Genomic DNA, 22504 nt, shown 5'->3' on the forward strand with positions numbered 1-22504 from the left:
GTCGGGTCTCAAGCTGCCTTTTTTGCAATGACGAACGCCGCAAGGCTCGCCACGTTACTGAAGTGGTTGCGGGTGTCCTTGGCGTCGGCGTCGATCTTGATGCCGTATTTTTTCTGGATCGCCAGGCCCAGTTCCAGGGCGTCTACCGAATCCAGGCCGAGGCCGTCACCAAACAGTGTCTGATCGTTGCCGATGTCCTGGGCACTGATGTCTTCGAGGCCCAGGGCGTCGATGATCAGCAGCTTGATCTCAAGAATCAGGTCCGGGTGTGTATCGCTCATCTCTGGCGAGCTCCTTGATGAAATAGTGGTGCAAGTGCTCATTGAGCTTGCGCGAAGCCTGGGGCGCCGGGCCCTGGGCTGCAAAGGTTTGTGGGTCTATATCGGCACCGACGTGAAAACTGAAGTGCACACGGCGTTGCGGGATGCGGTACCAGGGCTCGGCCTTGGTCAGGGTAGTGGGGCTGACCTTGATCACCACCGGGGTGATGATCTTCGCACCGCGCAGGGCGATTGCCGCGGCCCCCCGATGAAAGGCGGGCGCACTGCCGGGTTGGGTGCGCGTGCCTTCGGGGAAGACGATCAGCGTCTGGCCTTCCTGCAGCGCCTGGGACGCGGCATCGAGCATGTCCAGGCTGCCGTCGTTGCTGATGTACTGGGTAGCGCGCACCGGCCCACGGGTGAAGGGGTTGTCCCACAGGCTGCGTTTCACCACGCAGTTGGCGTCGCGCACCAGGCCGATCAGGAACACCACGTCGATCAGCGACGGGTGATTGGCGATGATCATCTGCCCCGGGCGCCCGAGCCGCTCGCTGCCCTGGACTTCGTAGGTGAGCACGCCGCTGCGGGCCATGAAGCGGATGAACCGCCAGAACAATCGGCTGACGGTCTGGCGTGCCCGCAGGCGCCGGCTCCGGGCATCGCCCGGCAGGCAGGCGAGCAGGGGGAAGACCACCAGGCGCAGGCACAAACCACCTATTCCGAACAGTGCAAAGCTCAGGGCGGTGGCCAGCAGGCGCCAATAGTAGGCATGGCGGCCCTTGGCGTTCAGGGGTTGCGTTGCCAGGTCCATAGGCGATTCATCCAGGCATGTTGGCAAAAGGGCTGAGCGCCGAGCAGGCTACGCAACAGGTTCAGGGCATGGGGCCACTGGGGCTTGGGAACTTCGCCAGCATGGCTGTCCAGGGTCAGTTGCCAGTCGTCGCCAGGGGTCAGCAGCAGGCCCAGGGCATAGGGGAAGGGCACGTCGTCGATCCAGCTGGCGTAGGCCTCGGGTGGCTGTTCTTCGGTGATCACCAGGAGTACGTGGGGGGCGCCGTCGGCCAGCAGGGTAGCGGCCTCCAGCAGGCCATGCTCCAGGCCGTCGCCGGCAGCGGCCAGGGCGGTCATTTCACTGGTTTCGCCACGCATGATCGACCACAGGCCGATCACCGCATTGTGCACCGAGAGGCTGAACTGAGTGGGCGACAGCGGCTGTTCGGCGGCCAGGTCGCTGAGGATGTCGAAGGTGCGTGGGGTTTCGCCGTGACGGGAGATGAACACCAGCGGCAGGTGCTCAAGGCCTTCGGCCAAGGGCCAGCCAACGCTGAAGGCCATGCGTGCCAGGCGACTGAGGCGACGGCGCTGCATGGCGGGAAGGAAGGACACATCGGGGACGGCATCGCAGCTTTCAGGCAGGGCCGGCCGTTGGCTCCAGGCCTGCCAGGCGTCCACGCTTTCGAGCCCAGGGGCCCACGCACGCCATTGAGCGATGTTGAACTTGATCACTTGGTTTCATCCCGCCCCTGCGGGCTTCCTTGACGCGGCATATCGCTTCGATCGGCGACTGGCCTGGGTGACGCAAAGGCGTCAGTGGCGCGCATTATCCCGGTGCGACTGGCTTGTAGCAAATGCTGGTTGGGCTGTTGGTCGCAAAAGCGACGATTCTGACGGGATTTTGGATGTCTAGTTGCCACTATCGGTTTTGCCTGCCTGGATTCCTTTCCGCCGCGCCGTTGCGAGGTGGCCTGCCCAGCGGCGCGGCCGCGCAAACTCGTGCACGCCCGAGGTAGCTAAGAAACGGGGCGGGCTACTACACTCGGTGATCTTTGATACACGGAGGTTTAGACATGCGGCGCGTGGTGTTCAATCAGAAAGGTGGCGTTGGCAAGTCCAGCATTGCCTGCAACCTGGCGGCGGTCAGCGCCAGCGAGGGCTATCGCACCTTGCTGGTGGACCTGGATGCCCAGGCCAACTCGACCCAGTACCTCACCGGCCTGACCGGCGAGGACATTCCCATGGGCATCGCCGACTTCTTCAAGCAGACCCTGTCATCCGGCCCGTTCTCGAAAAAGAATCAGGTGGATATCTACGAGACCCCGTTCGACAACCTGCACGTGGTCACGGCCACCGCCGAGCTGGCGGATCTGCAGCCCAAGCTTGAGGCCAAGCACAAGATCAACAAGCTGCGTAAGTTGCTGGACGAGCTGGCCGAGGATTATGACCGGATCTACCTGGATACGCCGCCGGCCTTGAATTTCTATGCGGTATCGGCGCTGATCGCCGCTGATCGCGTGTTGATCCCCTTCGACTGCGACAGCTTTTCCCGCCAGGCGCTGTACGGCCTGCTGGCGGAGATCGAAGAGTTGAAGGAGGACCACAACGAAGGCCTGCAGGTCGAGGGCATCGTGGTCAACCAGTTCCAGGCCCGGGCCAGCCTGCCGCAACAGATGCTCGACGAGCTGATCAGCGAAGGCTTGCCGGTGCTGCCGGTGTACCTGGGCAGCTCGGTGCGCATGCGTGAATCCCACCAGGCCAGCATGCCGCTGATCCATCTCGACCCACGGCACAAGCTGACCCAGCAATTCGTCGACCTGCACAACCTGCTGGAAAACGCCTGACCCTCAAGCTGCCGTGAGCGCAGGTTATGCCTGCGGCTCATGGCGGCGGGTCAAATCCCCTGGCTGCGCAACCAGCTCAACAGCTGCGGCAGCGGCAAGGCGCCGCTTTGCCGGGCCACTTCCCGACCGTTCCTGAACAGGATCAGGCTGGGAATCGAGCGAATGCCCAATTGCCCCGACAACTGCGGGTTGGCTTCGCTGTCCAGCTTGGCCAGGCGGCATTTGCCACTCAATTGCGCGGCGGCCTGCGCAAAGACCGGTGCAAAGGATTTGCACGGCCCGCACCAGTCGGCCCAGACATCCACCAGCAACGGCAGGTCGCCCTTGATCTGGCTGGCGTAGTTGCCCTGTTTCAAGTCAAAGGGTTTGTTCAGCAACACCTCGGCCTTGCAGCGCCCGCACTTGGGGTGGTCCCCCAGGCGTTCGGCGGGGATGCGGTTGAGGCCGTTGCAGTGCGGGCAGGGGATCAGCAGTGGCTCGGTCATGGTTGGGTTCCGCAAACAGGGTAGAGCGCCTTAAATGGCGGTGCCCGGGGTGAATATCAAGTCGCCGCTGCCGGGCGGGCGTCGCCCTGGCTTCAGCTGCTGGGCGGGGCCTGTTCGACGCTGACCAGGCGGTCCATGGAGCGGCCGATGTAAAAGGTAAAGGGGCGGCCCAGGTCCATGGCCATACCCTCGCACCGGCCCATGAAGCCTATGTGTTGCAACGGAGAAATCTCCCCATCCTCGTGGTACTGCAAGCCGAGGGAACCGACACTGAAGCCGACGCGGTCGGCCCGGCGATCCGCTCGCGTGCCCCAGGAGGTCTTGATCGCGGACAGTTGGATGCGGTTGTCGAACAGCATCTGGTTGAGCGTGGGGTTGGCGAACCTGATGTTGCCGAACAAGAACTGCGCCGGTTCGCGCTTGTTGTCCTTCCATTCCAGGTAAACGTTGTAATCCCCAGCTCCGCTCCCGGCCTTGCTGCCCATCTGGCTGAACGGCATGCCCGGCGCCTGGAGGGTGGCCTGGTATTGGCAAAACGCCTCGTTGGGCGTGCCGGTGGCCGAGAGCTTGCCGCTGATCAACTCCTCCATCGAGTAATGAAACAGCACATCGGCGTATTTCACCGGCTCCAGTGCCAGCGAGATACGCCGCGGCAAGGCCATGGCCCTCTTGCGGTACTCGGGGCTGGTGTATTTCCCGGTTTCCGGGGCGATCTCCAGCACCGCCTCGAAGGTGCCGGCTGCGCGAGCCTCGACTATTTCGCTGAACAGTTGCCGCAGACGTTGGCGCTGGGTTTCCGGCACGCTGCTGTCCAGGCTGAGGTGCAGGGTCCTGTCGTCCTTGCGGTCCATCTCCAGGCCGATGTGGTCAGGCTCGATGCCGATCCCCACGGCCATCTGAGTGATGGTTTCTGCAAAGTACGGCACGATCCGGGCCTGTTTGGGGTCACCCACTTCTTCCTGGAAATGCAGGGTGAGGTAGGTCTGCTTGCAGCCGCAGAGCAGCATCAGCAGCAGGGCGGTGGCGTAGAGGCGGCGGTTCAATGGCAATCCTTGGCGTGCACGGGGTGTTAGCGGTAGTCGACGCTGGTCAAGCGATCCAGGGTCCGACCCATTTGAAAGGTAAAGGGCCGACCCAGGGTCTGCATCTTCTGCTCGCACAGCGCTTGCAGTTCGTCCTTGCGGGTGTCGAAGGGCAGGGCTGCGGTCAGGGTCTGGACGCCGATGGAGCCGATGACGATGGCGAACTCATCAAGGGGCACCGGGGCGGGGTGGGTGATTTGCGAACTCGATGGCCAGGCCTGGATGGTTTTCTGTTGCAGGTGCCGGTTCAGGTCCGGGTCGGCGAAATGCACCTTGAGCGCCACCTTGGCAATGTTGCCGCTGCGGGTCAGCAAGGAGATCAGGCCACGCTCGCTGTTGTCCTGTTCCAGGGCTTCGTAGGCGATCAGTTTCAAGCGCGCGGGCATTGCCAGGTGCGCGGTGATCTTGCAACTGACCGGGCCTTCGATTTCGCTCTCGTTGACAATGGCGCGCATGCTGTCGTCGTAGCTGCGGTCCAGCAGCATGCCGAACTCCGGGTCGAACTCCAGGGTGGCGTCAATGCTGTCCGGCAAGTCGCTGGTGCCGGACGGGGTGACCTTGGCATGGGCATTGTCCAGCTCCAGGTGCAGGTTCATCGAGCTGGCCTGGCGTGCAGCGGTGACCTGTTCGAAGAGGGCCTTGAGGCTGCCCCGCTGTTCCGGGCTCAGGGAGTAGTCCACCAGGCGCAGGTGGATCACCTTGTCATCCTCCTTGTCGCGCTCCAGGGCAATGGCGTCCGGGTCCAGGCCCTGGGCAGCGATTGCGGTGTAGATGCTCTGCTTGTACGCCTCGTGCACCAACTGGTCGGAGTATTGCGGGCCGGCCTTGGGGTCGGAACGCACCGAGTCCTGGAAGTGCAGGGTGGCGAAATCTTCCTTGCACCCGGTCAGGGCAAGCAGCAGGGGCAACAGCGATAGGTAGCGAGGTTTCATGATGGACTCTTGCTGGGGGCGACGAGGGCAGGGTTGGCGACAGGGGCGGGCGGTGAGGATGGCTGCCGCTGCGTCACTGGGCCAGGCGATGCCCGTTGAGGCCGATGACTACGGCGAACTTCTTGGCGATGACCACTTCGGCCAGGTTGCTGGCGGCCAGGAAGCTTTCCATCGGGTAGGGGAATTCCACCGGGATGTCGCCGATCGACAGGTGCTGCAGCGCCTGGGCCGGCAGTTCCAGCCCGTCGCTCGCGCTGCCGCCACGAATCAGATAGACGCTCTCGCTGAGCGGCTGGTAGGACATGCCGCCGCTGCCCTGGATGCGTTGCAGGCTGGCGGTCTGCTGGGCAAGCGCGTCCAGTTCGGCCTGGGTGATGGTGCGGTGCGGTTGCCCGTGCAGGCGCAGGTCCTGCAGGTTCATCCGGTACTTGGCGCGCCGGCTCAGGTAGATGACCGCCGACACCAGGCTGATGACGCCGCAAGCCAGGGTGACGAGGTTGAGGAACAGGTTCATGCGCATCCTTGCAGGTACTGGACATCAGGGGCGCGCATTATCCCTGTCCGTCAGTGGCGGGTCCATGTGCAATCGCAGCTCGCGCCAGTGCCGAGTGGCAAGCAGGCGTTCAACCTGCGGCACGTCCGCAGGCTGGCCGAGGGCTTCCTGGGCTCGATGGATAGCGCCGTCCGGCTCAGGACGAACAGCTGATTTCCAGGTGCTTGCCCCACTCCGGTGGGCGCTCGGCATAGCTGCCCATGCCGGCCTGTTCCTCGAAAGGCCGGCTCAGCACCTGATGCAGGCGGCGCACTTCGCTGTAGTCCCCCGCTTCTGCGGCATCGATGGCTTTCTGCGCCAAATAGTTGCGTAGGATGTACAGCGGATTGACCGCGTGCATGCGTTCCCGGCGCAGGTCCTGGCCCTGGATCGGATCCCGGGCGACCCGGGCCTGGTACAGCCCGGCCCAGGCATCGAAACCGTCGCGGTCGACGAAGTCGTCCCGCAGCCGGGCCAGCGCCTGTTCTGGAGCCTCTTCCCCCAGGCGGCGGAAGAACAGGCTGTAGTCGACGCCGCTGTTCTGCATCAGTTGCAGCAGGCGTTCCACCAGCTTCTGGTCGTCGTCCTCGGCCTGGGTGAGGCCCAGGCGCCGGCGCATCAGGTCCAGGTAGTGGGCCTGGTACAGCGGCAGGAACAGGCCCAGGGTTTCGCGCAGCGCCTCGACACTGATGAACGGCGTCAGGGCCTGGGCCAGGGCGCTGAGGTTCCACTGGCCGATGGGCACCTGGTTGCTGAAGGAGTAGCGGCCCTGGTCATCGGAATGGTTGCAGATGAAGTGGGCGTCGAAGTCGTCGAGGAAGGCGAAGGGCCCGAAGTCGAAGGTGATGCCCAGGATCGACATGTTGTCGGTGTTCATCACCCCGTGGCAGAAGCCATAGGCCTGCCATTTGGCGATCAGCTCGGCGTTGCGCTCGACGATCTCGCGAAACATCGCCAGGTAGGGCTCGGGTTGTTCCAGGCACTCGGGGAAGTGCAGGGCCAGCACGTGCTCGCCCAGTTGTTTCTGCTGCTCGGGTTTCTTGGTGTAGTAGAAATATTCGAAATGGCCGAAGCGGATATGGCTGGGTGCCAGGCGCAGGACCATCGCCCCGCGTTCCTGCTTCTCGCGCCAGACCGGGGTGTCCGAGCCGATCACGCACAGCGCCCGGGAGCTGGGGATGCCCAGGGCGTGCAGGGCCTCGGAGGCGAGGAACTCGCGGATCGACGAGCGCAGCACCGCGCGGCCGTCGCCCATGCGCGAGTAGGGTGTCTGCCCTGCGCCCTTGAGGTGCAGGTCCCAATGTTCACCCGCCTGGTTGTAGACCTCGCCCAGCAATAGCCCGCGGCCGTCGCCCAGTTGCGGGTTGTAGGAACCGAACTGATGCCCGGAATAGACCATTGCCCGGGGCTCGGCCTCGGCCCACAGCTTGTGTCCGCCGAACAGTTCGGCGAATACCGGGCTTTGCGCCACGGCCGGGTCCAGGTCCAGCAGCGCCATGGCGGCGGGGCTGGCCGCCACCAGCCTGGGGTGGTCGAGGGGTTCGGGCAGTACGTGGGTCGAGAAGGCGTCGCCCAGGCGGGCGAAGCGGTTGTCGAAGGTCAGTTCGTCGAGGGCTTTCAACGGCCATCTCCCAGCAGAATGTCCGAGCATTCTGCTAGGGATAGAGGCCTTAGTCGAGTTTGCTCGGCGGCGGTTCCTGCAGCGGCTTGCCCTCGGGCGCCGGGACTATGGTCTTGGCCTCCGGCTCGATGGGCACCATCTTGTACTCCTGGCCGTGGAGGTTTTTCAGGTAGACCTCCATCTGCCGGAACGAGATGTTGATGTGCTGCTTCTTGAACTCGCGGTTGATGAAGCGGTTGACCTCGTCCACCACCGGGTTACGGTCCCCCAGTTCGCGCACGTGCATGCGCAGCTCGTGGTCCAGGGTGCTTTCGCCGAAGTTCAGGAAGTACACATGGGGCTCGGGTTCCTTGAGTACCCGCGGGTTGTCCCGGGCGGCCTTGAGCAGCAGCTCCTTCACCAGGTCCAGGTCCGAGCCGTAGTCGACGCCGAGCTTCAGGGTGACCCGGGTGATGGTGTCGGTCAGCGACCAGTTGATCAACTGCCCGGTGATGAAGGTCTGGTTGGGGACGATGATGTCCTTGCGGTCGAAGTCGGTGATGGTGGTGGCGCGGATGCGGATCTTGCTCACCGTGCCCGAGAGGTTGCCGATGGTGATGGTGTCGCCGATGCGCACCGGTCGCTCGAACAGGATGATGATGCCGGAGATGAAGTTGGCGAAGATCGCCTGCATGCCGAAACCCAGGCCCACCGACAAGGCGGCGACCAGCCATTGCAGCTTGTCCCAACTGACCCCGAGGGTCGACAGGGTGGCCACGAAGCCGATCCCGGCGATGGCGTAGGACAGCAGGGTGGTGGTGGCGTAGGCGCTGCCCTGAGCCAGGTCGAGCTTGGACAGCACCAGCACTTCCAGGAGCCCCGGCAGGTTGCGCGCCAGGGCGAAGGTGATGCCGACGATGATCAGCGCGCCGAGCATGTCGCCGATGCTGATGGGCACCATGCTCATGTTGGCGCCGGTGCCGCTGGTGTATTCGTACAGGGTCACGTTGTCGAGGTAGGAGAACACCGTGATCAGGTCCGACCAGACCCAGTACAGCGCGGCCATGAAGCCGCCCAGCAGCGCCAGGCGGATCAGGCGCAGGGACTGCTCGTTGACCTTCTCGATGTCCATGGTCGGTTCTTCGACCACGGCCTCGCCGCTTTCCCCGGCTTCCTTGGCGGCCTGGCGCTTGCTCAGCGCTCGCTGATAGGCCAGGCGCCGCGCGGCGACGCTGAGGCCGCGCACGAAGGTGGCCTCGATCACCAGCCAGAACATCAGCAGGTACAGGGTGTTGATCAGGCGGTCGCTGAGTTTCAGGGCGGTGTAGTAGTAGCCGAAGCACACTGCGATGAACAAGGCGATCGGCAGCAGGGTGAACAGCAATCCCACCGCCTTGCGAAACAACGAGGCGTTCTCGTGGGTCGGGCTGCTCAGCAGCAGGCGGCTCAGCAACCAGGCCATCAGCCCGTAGCAGGTCAGCACCACGGCGATGCCCAGGACGTCATCGGCCAGGGCTGCCGGCTGGTGCTCGGCCACCGCCACCACGGCCACCAGTGCCAGGACCACCAGCCCGAGCCGACGGACCCAGCCCTGGAGGAATTCGACCTGGGGTTTCTCCCAGCGAAAATGCAGCTCGGCCACACCGCCTGGGGCGAGGATCCGGTAGGCGGTGTAGAACACCAGCCAGGCCTGGGCGATCTGCAGCAGCGCCGCGCCGAGGTTGACGTTCTGCCCCCGGGCGTCGGTCTGCAGGGCATAACCGCACAGGGCCAGGGCCAGGCTCACCGGCATCGCCAGCAGAATGTTCACCAGGATCGCCAGCGGTGTGTGCCACTGGCTGTCGCGTTTGAAGTGACCGATGTCCTTGTGCACCTTGTTCAGGCGCGAATAGAGGTTCTTGCGCCGCCACAGCAGGGCACCGAGCAACAGCAGCAGCGGCAGGAACAGCAGCGGCCTTTGCGCCAGGCCATCGGTCAGCTCGCTGAGGCTGGAGGCCCAGGGCAGCGTGGTGATCTGTTTCTGCAGGCGCTCGGGGACTTCCTGCAGCCATTCGGCGTCCAGGGGCTTGTTGCTGGGGATCCAGAACATCTGCTCGTCGAGGGTTGCCCGCAGGTTCTGCGAGGTGCTCAGCAGTTGCTTCTGGTTCAGTTGCAGGGTGATGGATTCGTTGAGCAGCGCGCTCAGCTCGCGGTTCAGGCGTTCCAGCAGGTCGGCGCGGGTGAGTGCCAGGTCGATCAGGGTCCGGCGCAGCTGTGGCGTGACCTGCTCCGGTGGCTGGGTCTTGAGCAGGTTGTCGACGTAGCCGCTGGGGCTGCTGAGCAGTTCGCGCTGCTGGTTGATCTCGAACTGGTAGAGGCGGATGTCGGCGATTTCGTCCGCCAGGTCCCGGTCCAGTTTCAGGCGCGGCAGGGCCTGCTTCTGCTTGTAGAGGATCTTCGACAGCAGCAGGCTGCCCTTGAGCACGTTGATCTGTTCGTCCAGGGCGGCGTCGCTCTGGCTCACGCTGTCCAGTTGCTGCTTGGTCTGCAGGTTCTGCTGGGTCAGCTCGTTGAGGCGGTCGGTGCACACCAGCAGGTAGTCGGAGAGCTTGAGGTTGGTGGCGCTCTCGGTGGCCAGCAGGCTGCTGCCCCCGGCCTTCTGCGCCTCGATGGACTGCTGGGTCACGGTCTCCTGGGACTGGGCCAGGCGTTTCTGGTTGATCAGGGTCTGCAGGTCCTGGATCTCATGTTCCAGGCGCGCGGTCTTTTCCATCAACAGGTCATGCTGGCTGTTGCCCAGGTCCTGCAGCTGGCTGTTGCCCGCCAGTTCCTGGCGGCGCAGGGGAATCAGGGCGTTGATCGCCGCCAGCTCGGCATTGAGCAGGTTGCGCTGGTCGGCACTGAGCAGCTTGCCGCTGTCCTTGCCGGTCTTGAGGGCGGCGTTGATCTGCAGGATCCGCGCCTGGCTGCCGCTGATCTCGGCCTGGGCGCGCTCGGGGCGGGTCTGGGCGGTGATGGTCATGCTGTTGGCGTCCGCCAGAGCCTTCTGCAACTCGCCCTGGGTGGTGGTGCGCTCGGCCAGCAATTGCTCCAGCTGGGCCACTGACAGCGAGGCATAGCGCTGGGCTACCGGCACCACCTTGGTGGCCTTGAGGCGCGCCAGTTCCCGCTGGTTGTCGGCGGTCAGGCGCGGGGCATTGCTCAGTTGCTGCTTCAGGTCCGCCAGGCGGCGTTCGTAGTCCTGCTTGGTATTGAGCTGGCCAAGGGTGTTCTGCAGCAGCGTCTGCAGGGCCTTCTGATCGGCCTCGGGCAGCTTGCGCTCGGCGATCTTATCCAGGTTCTGCTGGACCGACTCGGCACTGGGCGGATCACCGCCCTGTGCGGCGCCGACAGAGAGACTCAGGCCCAGCAGGGCGATAGCGAAAAAGTGGCGCAGGGTAGGCATAGAAGTCGGTCAAGCAAGTAGGGATAGGGGGAACGTGGCGGCGGGGCCGGACGCGTTCCCGAGTTTAGAGGAAGAGTCCGGGGCCTGGGCGACTTCCTTCGGGGAATCTGACGCCGACTTTGCCGATCTTGTTCCCGTCCATCACCGCCACGGTCCAGATGGTGTTGTTCCACTCCACCTGGTCGCCGACCACCGGCGCGCCGCCAACCTTCTGGGCAATGAAGGCCCCCAGGGGCATGTCGGCGTCCTGGCCGTCGAGCTTGAGCCCGTAGAGCGCCGAGACCGCGCCCAGCTGGGCGTCGCCCTCCAGCACGAAGTCGCCGAAGAAACGCAGGTCCAGGCCCCGCTCCGGTGCCTGGCTGAAGAGTTTGCCGAGGGCCGCCAGGTTGTGTTCATGGCCGATCACGCACAGCAGGTCATCGGCTTCGAGCACGGTACTACCCGACGGATGGAGCAGTTGCTGGCCGCGGAACAGTGCCGCGATCCGCGTGCCTTCGGGCATCTTCAGCTCCCGCAGGGCGGCACCGATGCACCACTTCTCGGCGCCCAGGCGGTAGACGAACAGCTCCCACTCGCTGGTGACGTGGACTTCCAGGGCCGCCCGGGAAATCGGCGCCGGTTCCGGCGGCACCGTGACTTTGAGCCACTTGGCCACCCACGGCAGGCTGGTGCCCTGCACCAGCAGCGAGATCAGCACGATGAAGAACGCCAGGTTGAAATACAGCTGGGCGTCGGGCAGCCCGGCCATCAACGGGAACACCGCGAGAATGATCGGCACCGCGCCTCGCAGCCCGACCCAGGAAATGAAGGCCTTTTCCCGGCCGTGGAAGGCCTTGAACGGGGCCAGGCCCACCAGCACCGACAACGGCCGGGCGAACAGGATCATCCACAGCGCCAGGCCCAGGGCCGGCAGGGCGATGGGCAGCAGGTCATGGGGGGTGACCAGCAGCCCGAGCACCAGGAACATGCCGATCTGCGCCAGCCAGGCCATGCCGTCGAGCATGTGCAGGATGCCGTGACGGCTGCGTACCGGACGGTTGCCGATGACCAGGCCGCACAGGTACACCGCCAGGAAGCCGCTGCCGTGCAGGGCGTTGGTCAGGGCGAAGACCACCAGGCCGCCGGCGACCACCAGGATCGGGTACAGGCCGTTGGCCAGGTGGATGCGGTTGACCAGTTGCAGCATCAGCCAGCCGCCGCCCAGGCCAATGATGCCGCCGATGCCGAATTCGCGGATCAGATGCCCCAGCAGGCTCCAGTGCAGGCCGGTCTGGCCGCTGGCGAGCATGTCGATCAGGGTCACGGTGAGGAACACCGCCATCGGATCGTTGCTGCCGGATTCGATCTCCAGGCTGGCACTGACCCGTTCGTTGAGGCCCTTGCCCCCCAGCAGGGAAAACACTGCGGCGGCATCGGTGGAGCCGACGATCGCACCAATCAGCAGGCCCTGGATCGGGTTGAGGTCGAACAGCCAGGCGGCGGCCATGCCGGTCAGCCCGGTGGTGATCAGCACCCCGACCGTGGCCAGAGACAGCGCCGGCCACAGCGCCACCCGAAAACTCGCGACCCGGGTGCGCAGGCCGCCGTCGAGCAGGATCACCGCCAGCGCCAGGTTGCCCACCAGGTAGGCGGTCGGGTAGTTGTTGAAAATGATGCCACCGCCATCGACCCCGGCGGTCATGCCCACGGCGAGGATGATCACCAGGATCGGGATCCCGAGACGGGAGGACAGTGAACTCACCAGAATGCTTGCACCCACCAGCAACGCGCCGATCAAGAACAGGCTGTTGATGGTCGTCGCATTCAAAGGCAGTACTCCAGGGCGAAATGAGGCAGGCGCAAACTGACCATGCAGTCTGCGTGCCAGCGATTCTAACCTGTTGAATTGTGCCGCTGTCAAAAAGCTTTTCGTGACCGCGGCATGCGCCCCGCAGGCAGTCTCCGACGGGGCGTTGCCAAGGCCCCGATGGCGCTGGCCGGGGGCTTTAGAGGTTGAAGCGCGCGACCATGCTGTTGAGGTCCACGGCCAGGCGCGACAGCTCGTTGCTGGCTGCACTGGTCTGGTTGGCGCCGGTGGCCGACTGCACCGACAAGTCGCGGATGTTCACCAGGTTGCGGTCCACCTCCCGGGCGACCTGGGCCTGTTCCTCGGCGGCGCTGGCGATCACCAGGTTGCGTTCGTTGATCTCGATGATGGCGCTGTTGATGGTGTCCAGGGACAGGCCGGCGCCACGGGCGATGTTCAGGGTCGACTCGGCGCGCTCGGTGCTGTTGCGCATGGAGTCCACGGCGTGCTCGGTGCCGCTCTGGATGCTGCCGATCATGCGTTCGATTTCACTGGTGGACTGCTGGGTGCGGTGGGCCAGGGCACGGACTTCGTCGGCGACCACGGCGAAGCCGCGACCGGCTTCACCGGCACGCGCTGCTTCGATGGCGGCATTGAGGGCCAGCAGGTTGGTCTGGTCGGCCAGGCCGCGGATCACATCCAGCACCTTGCCGATGTCCCGGGATTCGTTGGCCAGGTCGCCGATCAGGCTGGCGGTGCCTTGCACGTCGGAGCTCATGCGCTCGATGGCCGAGACGGTCTCCTGCACCAGGTCGCGACCGTCGCCGGCCGAGGTGGTGGCGTTCTTCGAGGCTTCCGAGGTGCTCACGGCGTTGCGCGCCACTTCTTCCACGGCGCTGGTCATTTCATTGACTGCGGTGGCGGCCTGTTCGATTTCGTTGTTTTGCTGGGTCAGGCCACGGGCACTTTCTTCGGTGACGCTGTTGAGCTCTTCGGCAGCCGAGGCCAGCTGGGTGGCGGAGCCGGAAATGCGCTGCAGGGTGTCCCGCAGTTTCTCCTGCATCTTGGCCATGGCCTGCAACAGGCGCCCGGCTTCGTCGCTGCCGTCGACCGTGATCGGTCGGCTCAGGTTGCCTTCGGCGATTTCTTCGGCGGCGCTCAGGGCATTGGCGATCGGGTGGGTGATGCTGCGGGTCAGCAGCCAGGCGAACAGCAAGGTCAGGCCGGTGGCCAGCACCAGCAGTGCCACCACCAGGTTGAAGGCCGAGGAATACTGCTCTGCTGCTTTCTGGTTGGTGTCCACGGTCTGCTGGGTGTTGATCTCCAGCAGGCGGTTGAGCACCGTGTTCATCGCTTCGGAGTTGTTCAGCAGTTCGGTGTTGAGCAGGTTGCGCAGGTCATCCACCTGATTGTTGCGCGACAGCGATTTCATCCGCTCCTCGATCTGCCGGTACTGGCCCAGCAACTGGACGTACTGGTCATAGGCGTTTTTTTCCGCCGGGCTGGTGATGAGTTGTTCGTAGGTGGTCTGGGCGGTGCGGATCTGCTGGTTGCGCATGTCCAGCAGCTCGATGGTCTTTTGCTGGATGTCCGGTTCACGGTTGACCAGCAAGCGATAGGACAGCACCCGCAGGCGCAGGGTCAGCTGGGTAAACTCGTCGAGGCTCTTGATGCTCGGCACGCTGCTCAGGGTGATGTCCTCGGCGGCGCCGCGGATCTTGCTCATCTGGTTCAGGGCGAATACACCGAGGATCAGCATCAAGCCGCCGATCATGGCAAAGCCGAGGAAGGCCCGTGGTGCGATGTTCATATTACGAAGGGACATGGTAAGTACCAAAAAGGGCGCATCCGTGCGGGGGCTTGAGACTGATCTACCGTGACTTATCGGTCGTACGACTAAAGTCTTGAGCCCCGCCGTGGATTTAGCCTTTTGGGTACGCACCCTGCCGGGAGCGTCGCTGGCCGAACGCATCGGCTCCAGGCCCGTAATAGAGCCCTGGAGCCGGAAAAAAGTACTTTTACAGCTGGAATCGGTTCACCAGGTTGTTCAGGTCAACGGCCAGGATCGACAGTTCACTGCTGGCGGAGCGGGTCTGGTTGGCGCCCGTGGTGGACTGTGCCGACAGGTCGCGGATGTTCACCAGATTGCGGTCTACTTCCCGGGCGACCTGGGCCTGTTCTTCGGCGGCGCTGGCAATCACCAGGTTGCGCTCGTTGATCTCGTTGATGGCACTGTTGATGGTGTCCAGGGACAGGCCGGCGCTGCGGGCGATATCCAAGGTCGACTCGGCGCGTTCGGTGCTGTTGCGCATGGAGTCCACGGCGTGCTCGGTGCCGCTCTGGATGCTGCCGACCATGCGTTCGATTTCACTGGTCGATTGCTGGGTGCGGTGCGCCAGCGCGCGGACTTCGTCGGCGACCACGGCAAAGCCACGGCCCGCCTCGCCGGCACGCGCCGCCTCGATGGCGGCATTGAGGGCCAGCAGGTTGGTCTGGTCGGCCAGGCCACGGATCACGTCCAGTACCTTGCCGATGTCCCGGGATTCGTTGGCCAGGTCGCCGATCAGGTTGGCAGTGCTTTGCACGTCACCGGTCATGCGTTCGATGGCCGAGACGGTTTCCTGCACCCTGTCCCGTCCGGCCCCGGCGGAGGTGGTGGCGCTCTGGGAGGCTTCGGAGGTGCTGACCGCGTTGCGCGCGACTTCTTCCACGGCGCTGGTCATTTCATTGACGGCGGTGGCCGCCTGTTCGATTTCATTGTTCTGCTGGCTCAGGCCCCGGGCGCTTTCGTCGGTGACGCTGTTGAGCTCCTCGGCTGCCGAGGCCAGTTGGCTGGCGGAGCCGGAAATGCGCTGCAGGGTATCTCGCAGCTTCTCCTGCATCGTGACCATGGCCTGCAACAGGCGGCCGGCCTCGTCACTGCTGTCGACCGTGATCGGCCGGGTCAGGTTGCCTTCGGCAATCTCTTCGGCCGCGCTTAGGGCATAGGCGATGGGCTGGGTGATGCTGCGGGTCAGCCGCCAGGCAAACAGCAGAGTCAGGGCCGTGGCCAGCACCAGTAGCCCCACCACCAGATTGAAGGCTGTGTTGTATTGATTGGCGGATTCCTGGTCGGCGACGGTGGAGTAGTGGGTGTTGATTTCCACCAATTGATTGAGGGTCGCGTTGATCTTCTCGGCATTGTCCATCAGCTCGGTGTTCAACAGCGTTTGCATCTCGTCGAGCCGGTTGTTGCGTGACAGTTCGATCAGTTGGCCTTCCAGCTCGCGGTGGTGGGTCAGCAGGGTGCTGTACTCATCGTAGGCCGCGCGCTCTTCGGGACTGCTGATGAGTGTCTGGTAGCGCTTCTGGGCTTCATCGATCTGCAGGTTGCGCTGGCTGATGGACTCCAGGGTCCGTTGTTGTGCCTGGGGGTCGCGGTTGAGCAGTAGTCGATAGGCCTGGATTCGCAGGCGCAGGCTTAATTGGGTGAACTCATCGACGCTCTTGATGCTGGGAATGGTGTCCTGGGTGATTCTTTCGGTCGCTGCGCGGATCTTGCTCATCTGATTCAGGGCGAAGACCCCAAGAAACAGCATCAGGCAGCCGATCAGGGCGAATCCGAGGAATGCCCTCGGAGCGATGTTCATGGTGCGCAGGGACATGGAGACTACCTCGAGTGAGCGCTGTTTGCGCCTTATGGGTCAGGGACGTAACCGGGCTATCGCGCTGCGAAAAGGCTTCTTGAATGGTCAGGAGCGAATTCAGAAAAGTCCGACGCCATTAAAGAAAAATCCGAGAAAATGGCATGTCCGACGGAGCGTCAGGAACCGTCGCGGAGAATGGCAGTCTCTAGCAGCTCTCGCGGAAGGGTCATCGCCTGTAAAATCAAGGCTTTGCGCCTGGATAGCCCTGGCATCCACGGTGACTTTTCTTTATCGTACGCGCCCTTTGCAAAAAGCCCGGAAGATCAAAATGTTGGAAGCATCCCTCAGCCAATTGGAACAGCTGGTCAGTGACCTGGTGCTACAGAACCAGGAACTGCTCGGCACGAACGAAACCCTCAAGGACCAACTGGCCCAGGCCAAGGACGAGAACGAAAGCCTGCAGCTGAGCCTGATGGAGCAGGAAGAGAAACAAGGCGCCACGGCCGCGCGCATCCAGGCCCTGGTTGAGCGCGTCAGTGCGGGCCCTGCCAACCCATGAAGCATCACATCGATGGGGTAAAGGTCGTTTCGATCCTCGGCGAGGACTACTCGATCAAGGCGCCGGCCGGTCAGGAACAGACCCTGATGGACGCCGCGCTGATGCTCAAGGCGGCCCTGGCCGACACCAAGAAGAAATACCCGACCCTGATTGGCGAGCGCCTGCTGGTACTGGCGGCGATGAACCTGTGCTCGCAACAGATCGAGATGCGCCAGCGGCATGAGCAGGAACTGGAGCGTTACCAGGAGCAGGTCAGTGCCACCGTCGAGGTGATTGCCAAGACCATTCAACAGAATTGATCAAGATGCACACAGTCAGCGGGTAATAGGTTGGACAAACATTATCAATGTTTGTATACAACTTTCCGCGGCTGGCGCGGTATCTCAGCCTCTTATACCAATAAGAAAGAGGTGGTCCATGCAATTCTGGCGACGCAGTATTCAATGGCAGCTGATCCTCAGCATGGGGTCGGCCCTGCTGGTCAGCCTGCTGGTGGTAGTAGCCCTCTACACCGTGCTGATCAATCACCTGACCCAGAACTACCTGGTGGACAGGGCGCTGCCTTCGAGCATCGAAGCCATGCGCAACGATATCGAACGCATCCTCACCCAGCCGCTGACGGTCGCCCGGGACATCGCCAGCAACGGCATGTTGCGCGACTGGCTGGCGGCCGGCGAGGACCCGGCCCAGGCCCAGGTGTTTGTCGACTACCTGGAAGGCATTCGCGCTGAGAGCCAGGCGTTCACCACCCTGATGGTGGGCACCGCGAGCAACCACTACTACAACGAGAAAGGCCTGGATCGTACCCTCAGCCGAGCCAATCCCAAGGATTCCTGGTTCTACAACTTCATCGACAGTGACAAGCCGCGCCTGCTGAATATCGACACCGACGTGGCGACCGGCGAACTGGCGATGTTCATCGACCTGCGGGTCAAGAAGGACGGCAAGCTGGTGGGCGTCGCCGGGCTTGGGCTGAAGATGAAGGAGTTGTCCGAACTGATCCACAACTTCAGCTTCGGCGAGCGAGGCAAGGTCTATCTGGTGCGCACCGATGGTTTGATCCAGGTCCACCCCCAGGCGCAGTTCAGCGGCAAGCGGCACCTGTCCGAACAGATCGGCACGGCGGCGGCCGAGGCGGTCATGGGGCATGCGGGCCTGGCCAGCAGCCGCTTCGAACGGGACGGCGAAGCCTTCCTGGCCTTGAGCCTGCCGCTGCGCGACATGGGCTGGTCGCTGGTGGCAGAGGTGCCTGAAGCGCAGATTTATGCCGATGCCCGGCAAGTCCTCTGGCTGGCCACTGCTATCGGCCTGGCCATCGCCGTGATCTGCCTGTTGCTGGTGGTGTGGCTGGCCCGGGGGCTGGTGCGGCCCGTGCGCCAGGTGACCGCCGGGCTGGTGGCGATCGGCAGTGGTGGTGGCGACCTGACCCTGCGCCTGGACGCCAGCCGCGCCGATGAACTGGGAGACCTGGCGCGGGGGTTCAATCGTTTTCTCGACAGCCAGCGCGGCATGATCGGTGAAGTGCTGGCCACCACCGAGCGTTTGCGCTCATCGGTCGGCCAAGTGGCGGCGGTGGTGGAGAACACCGCCGAACGCTCCGGTCGGCAGCAGGAGATGACCGACATGGTGGCGACCGCCGTGCATGAGATGGGCCTGACGGTCCAGGACATCGCGCGCAATGCCGGACAGGCAGCAGACGCCTCCCAGGCCGCGCGGGATGAAGCCCTGCAGGCCCGGGACGTGGTGGGCGGGTCGATCCTGCACATCGAAAGCATGTCTGGGGAAATCGCCCGGGCCGCCGGTGCCGTAGGCGAACTGGCGGAGCAAGTGGCCTCCATCGACCAGGTGCTGGCGGTGATCCGCGGGGTTTCCGAACAGACCAACCTGCTGGCGCTCAACGCCGCCATCGAGGCCGCCCGGGCCGGGGAAATGGGCCGCGGCTTTGCCGTGGTGGCCGACGAGGTGCGGACCCTGGCCCAGCGCACCCAGGCTTCCACCGATGAAATCCAGCAGATGATCCAGAGCCTCAAGCTGGGCGCCGAGAATGCGGTGTCCTCGATGCACGCCGGGCGAGCCGCGACCGGCACCGGGGTTCAGTCCAGCCAGCAGACCGGGGCCTCGCTGACGGCAATCACCGGGCAGGTGGAGCACATCAGCGACATGAACCAGCAGGTGGCGGCCGCCACGGAAGAGCAGTCGGCGGTGACCGAAGAGATCAACCGCAATGTCCAGGGCATTTCCGACCTGGCCCGGGCCACGGCGGCTGAAGTGCGGGCCTGCCGTGAAGACTGCCGGACCTTGCAGCGCCTGGCAGAGGACCTCGCCCGCCAGGTCGGCGGGTTCAAGCTGCGCTGAGCGCCCAGCCTGTAGGAGCTGGCTTGCCAGCGAACCGCACACTGCGCAATGTCAGGCCGGACGCTTTCGCCGGCCAGCCGGCTCCTACGAGCGCGGAGCGAAGCCTCATGTAGGAGCTGGCTTGCCAGCGAACCGTGCGCCGCGCAGCGTCAGGCCGGACGCTTGCGCCGGCCAGCCGGCTCCTGCGGCGGTCGCCTCAGAACCAGGCATCCTGCATTTCCAGGCAGGTCGCGTCCCGGGTCTCCAGCAGTGTCAGCTCATGCTGGCATCCCGGCACTTCCCAGGTCAGGAAATACCGCGCGGCCTGCAGCTTGCCCAGGTAGAAGTCCCGATCCCCGGCATCGCCCCGGGCCAGTCCTTCCTCGGCCCGGATGGCCTGCTCCAGCCAGCGCCAGCCGATCACCGCATGGCCGAACGCCTTGAGATACAGCGCCGAATTGGCCAGGGTCGTGCTGACCTTGCCCGTGGCCAGATCCCCCAGCAGACCCAGGGTCACGCTTTGCAGGCGCGTCACCAATTGCTCCAGCGGCAGGCGCAGGGCATCCAGGGAGGCATGGGCCTGGGCCCGCACCCCGGTGTCGGCGATCAGGCGGATCAGGCGCTTGAGCCCGGCGCCGCCGTTCTGCGCCAGCTTGCGGCCCAGCAGGTCCAGGGACTGGATGCCGTGGGTGCCTTCATGGATCGGGTTCAGGCGGTTGTCGCGGTAGTACTGCTCCACCGGGTACTCCCGGGTGTAGCCGTGGCCGCCGAGGATCTGGATCGCCAGCTCGTTGGCCTTGAGGCAGAACTCCGAAGGCCAGGACTTGACGATCGGCGTCAGCAGGTCCAGCAGTTCATGGGCCTGCTGGCGTTCGGCTTCGCCGTCCAGGGTGGTGGTGTCATCGAACAGCCGCGCCGCGTACAACCCCAGGTCGAAGGCACCTTCGACGTAGGCCTTCTGGGTCAGCAGCATGCGCCTGACATCGGCGTGCTGGATGATCGCCACCGGTGCGGTGGTCGGGTCCTTGCTGTCGGGAAGGCGGCCTTGAGGGCGTTCGCGGGCGTAGTCCAGGGAATAGAGATAGCCGGCGTAGCCGAGCATCACCGCGCCCATGCCGACGCCGATCCGCGCCTCGTTCATCATCTGGAACATGTAGCTCAAGCCCTGATGGGGCTTGCCCACCAGGTACCCGACGCACGCCCCGTTATCGCCGAAGTTCAGCGCCGTGGAGGTGGTGCCGCGCCAGCCCATCTTATGGAACAGCCCGGCCAGCAGCACATCGTTGCGCGGCCCCAGGCTGCCGTCGTCATTGACCAGGAACTTGGGCACGATGAACAGCGAGATGCCCTTCACCCCGGGCGGCGCGTCCGGCAGCTTGGCCAGGACCATGTGCACGATGTTTTCCGACAGTGGATGATCGCCGCCGGAGATGAAGATCTTGTTGCCCTTGAGCCGGTAACTGCCGTCGCCAGCGGGCTCGGCGCGGGTGCGCAAGTCCGACAGCGACGAACCGGCGTGGGGCTCGGTGAGGGCCATGGTGCCGAAGAAGCGACCGTCGATCATCGGCTGCAGGAAGCGCCGCTTCTGCTCGTCGGTGCCGAAGCTCTCGATCAGGTTGGCCGCGCCCATGGTCAGGAACGGGTACGACGTGGTGGCCGCGTTGGCCGACTGGAAGTGGGCGAAACAGGCTTGGGACAACAGCGTCGGCAACTGCATGCCACCGGCCTCGAAACTGCGGGCCGCATTGAGAAAGCCGGCTTCGAGAAAGGCATCCACTGCCGGCTTCACTTCCGGGATCAGGATCGCCTGGCCGTTTTCATAGCGCGGCTCGTTCTCATCGCCCTTGCGGTTGTGCGGGGCGAAGAACTTCTCGGCGATATTGCGGGCGGTGCTCAGGGCGGCATCGAAGGTTTCCCGGTTGTGCTCGGCGAACCGCTCGCGCTGGGTCAGGCCTTCGGCATCGAGGACTTCATACAGCTCGAAAGCCAGATTGCGGGAACTGAGCAGCGTCTCGGACATGGCGGCGCACCTTTGAAAGGGGGGAGTGGGCCGAGTCTAGGCGCGTGAATAAAGGCTGGATAGCAAGATTGATCGCGGTGATGCAAAGCCCAAACAGCGGTTGTAGGCGCTGGCTTGTGTAGGAGCTGGCTTGCCAGCGAAGGCGTCATGGAGGGCGATGCAGAGCTCAAGGCCCTTTCGCCGGCAACAGCACAATAGACGGCTGTGATGAAGTCGCCAAACCAGGTGTCAGGCGGCGCCTTGCTCCGCTGCGGCGGTCTCCAGCAGCCACTGGCGAAACAGCAGGACCGAAGGGCTGGGGCGATTTCGGCCTTCGGGCAGCAGCAGGTAATGGCACTGCTCGATGGCCAGTTCGCCGGCAAAGGGCGAGACCAGCCGGCCGCTGTCCAGATAGGGCTTGGCGAAGCTTTGCAGCACCAGGGCGAAGCCCGAGCCTGCACTGGCCAGTTCCAGCGCTGTCAGGGACGTGTCGACCTGAAGCCCCTGGGTGCTTCGGTAGTCCTCGCAGCCGGCAGCGCGAAACCAGCGAGTCCAGAGGTCTTCGCAGCCCATGATATGGATCAGGTTGTCCTGCGCCATCGAGATCAGGGCTGGTTCGTCCTGTGCCTTGTGCAGCCAGTGGGCGCTGCAGACCGGGACCGAGGCTTCCCTCTGGATCAGTTCGACTTCGAAGCCTTCCCAGCGGCCATCGCCGAAGCGGATGTCGATGGCGCTGTCGTCGGCCCCCATGGCGTCCGCCCAGATATCGGCCAGCAGGCGCACGTCGATCCCCGGATAGGCCGCCATGAACCGATGCAGTCGCGGGGCCAGCCAGAGCACCGCAAAGGCAGCGCTGGAACGCACGGTCAGTGACTGATCACCACGGCTGCCGAACAGACCGGCCGTGGACATGGCCAGCCCATCAAAGGCTTTGCGCACCGAAGGCAGATAGGCCTGGCCCATGTCGGTCAGGCGTACGCCGCGCGGCAGCCGCTCGAACAACTGGAACCCCAGGTACTGCTCCAGCGAGCGGATCTGCAGGCTGATGGCGGCCGGCGTCATGTGCAGTTCGTTGGCGGCGGTGGAGAAGCTGAGGTTGCGCGCCGCCGCTTCGAAAGAGCGCAGCCAGGGAAGGTTGGGAAGCTGGTAGCCCATGTTCGAGACCTAAATTTTTTGACCCCAAAGGTGTGTTTTTTCTCGTTTGTCTTGAAGAAGAATTACCTAAATCATGAGGCCATACAAGGGAGGCGCAACGCACCCGGCTCAA

Annotated in this window: 18 protein-coding genes and 3 pseudogenes; 5 read left to right on the top strand and 16 right to left on the bottom strand. The window is 64.1% G+C overall.

Annotated features, from left to right (window positions below):
• Positions 1 to 8: 8 nt before the first annotated feature.
• From U873_RS0122220 to U873_RS0122230, 3 genes are read right to left on the bottom strand one after another with little or no spacing between them, the layout of a single operon-like run.
• Positions 9 to 281 (bottom strand): phosphopantetheine-binding protein, encoded by a 273-nt coding sequence (locus tag U873_RS0122220; RefSeq protein WP_025130328.1) that lies wholly within the window; start codon positions 279 to 281, stop codon positions 9 to 11.
• Entirely contained in the window at positions 250 to 1071 is an 822-nt protein-coding gene (locus U873_RS0122225) for a 1-acyl-sn-glycerol-3-phosphate acyltransferase (protein WP_025130329.1), read from the bottom strand. The genes U873_RS0122220 and U873_RS0122225 overlap by 32 nt, the downstream gene beginning before the upstream one ends.
• Complete coding sequence (locus U873_RS0122230; protein WP_025130330.1) at positions 1047 to 1766, bottom strand: beta-ketoacyl synthase chain length factor; 720 nt, start codon at positions 1764 to 1766, stop codon at positions 1047 to 1049. Before U873_RS0122230 ends, U873_RS0122225 begins: the two co-directional genes overlap by 25 nt.
• 341 nt (positions 1767 to 2107) lie before the next feature.
• Here U873_RS0122230 and U873_RS0122235 point away from each other — a divergent pair, with 341 nt between their 5' ends.
• The gene (locus U873_RS0122235) at positions 2108 to 2878 is read left to right on the top strand and encodes a ParA family protein (RefSeq protein ID WP_025130331.1); all 771 of its coding nucleotides are present in this window, start codon (positions 2108 to 2110) and stop codon (positions 2876 to 2878) included.
• 50 nt (positions 2879 to 2928) lie between these two features.
• On the opposite strand, the gene trxC is transcribed toward U873_RS0122235, so the two are convergent.
• The 11 genes and pseudogenes from trxC to U873_RS37665 form a co-directional block, all read right to left on the bottom strand.
• Positions 2929 to 3363 carry a thioredoxin TrxC gene (gene trxC, locus U873_RS0122240; protein ID WP_025130332.1) on the bottom strand — a complete coding sequence of 145 codons (435 nt, stop codon included), beginning with the start codon at positions 3361 to 3363 and terminating at the stop codon, positions 2929 to 2931.
• A 92-nt stretch (positions 3364 to 3455) separates the two neighbouring features.
• Positions 3456 to 4406 carry a hypothetical protein gene (locus U873_RS0122245; RefSeq protein ID WP_025130333.1) on the bottom strand — a complete coding sequence of 317 codons (951 nt, stop codon included), beginning with the start codon at positions 4404 to 4406 and terminating at the stop codon, positions 3456 to 3458.
• Positions 4407 to 4432: 26 nt separating this feature from the next.
• Positions 4433 to 5377 carry a hypothetical protein gene (locus U873_RS0122250; RefSeq protein WP_025130334.1) on the bottom strand — a complete coding sequence of 315 codons (945 nt, stop codon included), beginning with the start codon at positions 5375 to 5377 and terminating at the stop codon, positions 4433 to 4435.
• A gap of 73 nt (positions 5378 to 5450) precedes the next feature.
• Positions 5451 to 5891 (bottom strand): intracellular growth attenuator family protein, encoded by a 441-nt coding sequence (locus U873_RS0122255; protein ID WP_025130335.1) that lies wholly within the window; start codon positions 5889 to 5891, stop codon positions 5451 to 5453.
• A 175-nt stretch (positions 5892 to 6066) separates the two neighbouring features.
• Positions 6067 to 7530 carry a protein adenylyltransferase SelO gene (selO, locus tag U873_RS0122260; RefSeq protein ID WP_025130336.1) on the bottom strand — a complete coding sequence of 488 codons (1464 nt, stop codon included), beginning with the start codon at positions 7528 to 7530 and terminating at the stop codon, positions 6067 to 6069.
• Between the two features lie 49 nt (positions 7531 to 7579).
• Positions 7580 to 10933, bottom strand: a complete 3354-nt coding sequence (gene mscK / locus U873_RS0122265; protein ID WP_025130337.1) for a mechanosensitive channel MscK — start codon at positions 10931 to 10933, stop codon at positions 7580 to 7582.
• 64 nt (positions 10934 to 10997) lie between these two features.
• Positions 10998 to 12740, bottom strand: a complete 1743-nt coding sequence (locus U873_RS0122270; RefSeq protein WP_025130338.1) for a potassium/proton antiporter — start codon at positions 12738 to 12740, stop codon at positions 10998 to 11000.
• A gap of 178 nt (positions 12741 to 12918) precedes the next feature.
• Complete coding sequence (locus U873_RS37650) at positions 12919 to 13791, bottom strand: methyl-accepting chemotaxis protein (protein ID WP_371261334.1); 873 nt, start codon at positions 13789 to 13791, stop codon at positions 12919 to 12921.
• A gap of 30 nt (positions 13792 to 13821) precedes the next feature.
• Positions 13822 to 14691: pseudogene (locus U873_RS37655) on the bottom strand (MCP four helix bundle domain-containing protein); the annotation flags it as partial.
• Between the two features lie 46 nt (positions 14692 to 14737).
• A complete protein-coding gene (locus U873_RS37660) occupies positions 14738 to 15610 on the bottom strand; it encodes a methyl-accepting chemotaxis protein (RefSeq protein WP_371261335.1) in 873 nt (290 codons plus the stop codon).
• A pseudogene (locus tag U873_RS37665) lies at positions 15593 to 16363 on the bottom strand (MCP four helix bundle domain-containing protein); the annotation flags it as partial. The gene U873_RS37660 and the pseudogene U873_RS37665, both read right to left, overlap by 18 nt.
• Before the next feature lie 310 nt (positions 16364 to 16673).
• Here U873_RS37665 and U873_RS0122285 point away from each other — a divergent pair.
• From U873_RS0122285 to U873_RS37675, 4 genes and pseudogenes are all read left to right on the top strand, one after another.
• Positions 16674 to 16904, top strand: coding sequence for a hypothetical protein (locus U873_RS0122285; RefSeq protein ID WP_025130341.1), 231 nt, complete (start codon positions 16674 to 16676; stop codon positions 16902 to 16904).
• The gene (locus U873_RS0122290; protein ID WP_025130342.1) at positions 16901 to 17203 is read left to right on the top strand and encodes a cell division protein ZapA; all 303 of its coding nucleotides are present in this window, start codon (positions 16901 to 16903) and stop codon (positions 17201 to 17203) included. Before U873_RS0122285 ends, U873_RS0122290 begins: the two co-directional genes overlap by 4 nt.
• 163 nt (positions 17204 to 17366) lie before the next feature.
• Positions 17367 to 18392 (top strand): annotated as a pseudogene (locus U873_RS37670) (cache domain-containing protein); the annotation flags it as partial.
• A 135-nt stretch (positions 18393 to 18527) separates the two neighbouring features.
• Positions 18528 to 19259, top strand: coding sequence for a methyl-accepting chemotaxis protein (locus U873_RS37675; protein WP_371261336.1), 732 nt, complete (start codon positions 18528 to 18530; stop codon positions 19257 to 19259).
• Between the two features lie 196 nt (positions 19260 to 19455).
• Here U873_RS37675 and U873_RS0122300 read toward each other — a convergent pair whose 3' ends face one another.
• The gene (locus U873_RS0122300; RefSeq protein WP_025130344.1) at positions 19456 to 21258 is read right to left on the bottom strand and encodes an acyl-CoA dehydrogenase; all 1803 of its coding nucleotides are present in this window, start codon (positions 21256 to 21258) and stop codon (positions 19456 to 19458) included.
• A 228-nt stretch (positions 21259 to 21486) separates the two neighbouring features.
• Positions 21487 to 22392 carry a LysR substrate-binding domain-containing protein gene (locus tag U873_RS0122305; RefSeq protein WP_025130345.1) on the bottom strand — a complete coding sequence of 302 codons (906 nt, stop codon included), beginning with the start codon at positions 22390 to 22392 and terminating at the stop codon, positions 21487 to 21489.
• Positions 22393 to 22504: the final 112 nt, after the last annotated feature.

Source organism: Pseudomonas sp. PH1b, assembly GCF_000633395.1.
Classification (GTDB): Bacteria; Pseudomonadota; Gammaproteobacteria; order Pseudomonadales; family Pseudomonadaceae; genus Aquipseudomonas.

What these genes read in the sequence shown, in the direction of transcription:
- U873_RS0122220 (WP_025130328.1), bottom strand. Translation starts at nt 281, where the DNA reads ATGAGCGATACACACCCGGACCTGATTCTTGAGATCAAGCTGCTGATC.
- U873_RS0122225 (WP_025130329.1), bottom strand. Translation starts at nt 1,071, where the DNA reads ATGGACCTGGCAACGCAACCCCTGAACGCCAAGGGCCGCCATGCCTAC.
- U873_RS0122235 (WP_025130331.1), top strand. Translation starts at nt 2,108, where the DNA reads ATGCGGCGCGTGGTGTTCAATCAGAAAGGTGGCGTTGGCAAGTCCAGC.
- trxC (WP_025130332.1), bottom strand. Translation starts at nt 3,363, where the DNA reads ATGACCGAGCCACTGCTGATCCCCTGCCCGCACTGCAACGGCCTCAAC.
- U873_RS0122250 (WP_025130334.1), bottom strand. Translation starts at nt 5,377, where the DNA reads ATGAAACCTCGCTACCTATCGCTGTTGCCCCTGCTGCTTGCCCTGACC.
- U873_RS0122255 (WP_025130335.1), bottom strand. Translation starts at nt 5,891, where the DNA reads ATGAACCTGTTCCTCAACCTCGTCACCCTGGCTTGCGGCGTCATCAGC.
- mscK (WP_025130337.1), bottom strand. Translation starts at nt 10,933, where the DNA reads ATGCCTACCCTGCGCCACTTTTTCGCTATCGCCCTGCTGGGCCTGAGT.
- U873_RS37650 (WP_371261334.1), bottom strand. Translation starts at nt 13,791, where the DNA reads ATGGCCAAGATGCAGGAGAAACTGCGGGACACCCTGCAGCGCATTTCC.
- U873_RS37660 (WP_371261335.1), bottom strand. Translation starts at nt 15,610, where the DNA reads ATGGTCACGATGCAGGAGAAGCTGCGAGATACCCTGCAGCGCATTTCC.
- U873_RS0122285 (WP_025130341.1), top strand. Translation starts at nt 16,674, where the DNA reads ATGTTGGAAGCATCCCTCAGCCAATTGGAACAGCTGGTCAGTGACCTG.
- U873_RS0122290 (WP_025130342.1), top strand. Translation starts at nt 16,901, where the DNA reads ATGAAGCATCACATCGATGGGGTAAAGGTCGTTTCGATCCTCGGCGAG.
- U873_RS37675 (WP_371261336.1), top strand. Translation starts at nt 18,528, where the DNA reads ATGGTGGCGACCGCCGTGCATGAGATGGGCCTGACGGTCCAGGACATC.
- U873_RS0122300 (WP_025130344.1), bottom strand. Translation starts at nt 21,258, where the DNA reads ATGTCCGAGACGCTGCTCAGTTCCCGCAATCTGGCTTTCGAGCTGTAT.
- U873_RS0122305 (WP_025130345.1), bottom strand. Translation starts at nt 22,392, where the DNA reads ATGGGCTACCAGCTTCCCAACCTTCCCTGGCTGCGCTCTTTCGAAGCG.